Source organism: Protofrankia sp. CiT1 (genome assembly GCF_917627335.1).
Lineage (GTDB): Bacteria > Actinomycetota > Actinomycetes > Frankiales > Frankiaceae > Protofrankia.
The window spans coordinates 37,177-38,443 of record NZ_CAKJTP010000035.1; the positions used below are offsets into that span (position 1 = coordinate 37,177).

Consider the following 1,267-nt stretch of genomic DNA (forward strand, 5'->3'; position numbering starts at 1 on the left):
AGTACCCGGCCACGACAGCCGAACACCCAGGGCGGAGCGGGAAAATCTGTCGTAATGCCGCCGAACGGGCGCGTAACGACGGCTATCGATCATGCTGCGTGATCTCGGCCCGCGCTGTTCGCGGACCGCGCCCTGCTCGACGGCGATGGCCGGGTGCGACGGGAACGAGCCCGCACGGTCGGGTTTCGGCCAGGCCACGGGCCGTTCTCCCCGGAGAAAACGCCGGATCCCGCCGAGTGCCACGGCTTGCAGGAAGAACACCTGGGCCGCGAGGCGTACCGGCGCGGGTGGGTCGCCACCATGGATCATCGTCGCCAGGCTGCCCGCTCCCGCGATGTTGCCGGCCAGGAACAGGCGCGCGGCCCAGCTGCGCCGGGCCGCGGGAACGCTGACCCCGATTAGCATGACGTGGGCTATCGGCCCGAACGAGGACCGCACCAGCCGGTGTCCCCACAGCTGTGGAGTGACGGGCAGAGCACCTGGCAGCAGTGCCTCCCTGCGGCGCCAGAGCATGTCGAGGTTGCCGGCCACCACCCGGGTCCGCCGTTCCCATTCCTCGCTGTACGTGGGGCTGGCGGTCTCGACCGAGTAGGCGGACGGCTCGTAGACGACCCGCAGTCCCGCCTCGGTGATGTCCAGAGCGAGCCAGGCGTCGTCCACCGCGACGTCCGGGGGCAGTGCCCGAAAGGCGTTCCGGCGGAACGCGAGCATCTCGCCGACGACTCCGATGGTCTGGCCGATGGCCGACTCGCACTGTTTCAGCCAGGACTCGAACCGCCAGTAGAAGCCCTGGACACCAGCGGGGTCGTCGACCCGCTTCTCGCCGGCGACCGCACCGACTGCCGGGTTACGGAAATGGCGCGCCGCTGCCCGCAGGGAACCGGGGGCCAGGTGCGCGTTCGCGTCCGAGAGCACCACGATGTCGTGGTTCGCGGTGGCGACCCCCCGGTTGACAGCCTCACATTTGCCCAGCCGCATCCCGGCCGACAGCACCGTGACGCCGGGGCGTCGAGCCGCTTGCGCGGTGGCCGGGTCATCCGCGACAACAATGATCTCAAGCGGGCCTGGGTATCCGGTGGCGGATAGCTCGTCGATTTTATTTTTGATCACTGTCGCCTCGCGGTACGCCGAGATGACCACGGACATTGACGGCCAGGCGTCAGGATCTTCCGGCTCCTCAGCCGGGTGGCCACGGCTTTTCAGTGCGACGTATAGCGGATACAGGGCGTGGCCGTACACGGCTATCGCTCCCAGTGATAATATCATT

The 1,267-nt window shown here is 68.2% G+C and carries 1 protein-coding gene; it reads right to left on the bottom strand.

Annotation, left to right across the window (positions count from 1 at the left end; translation table 11 throughout):
• On the bottom strand, window positions 1-1,266 hold a 1,266-nt coding region (locus MJ785_RS08640), incomplete at its 3' end, for a glycosyltransferase family 2 protein (protein WP_370652902.1).
• Window position 1,267 lies beyond the last annotated feature (1 nt).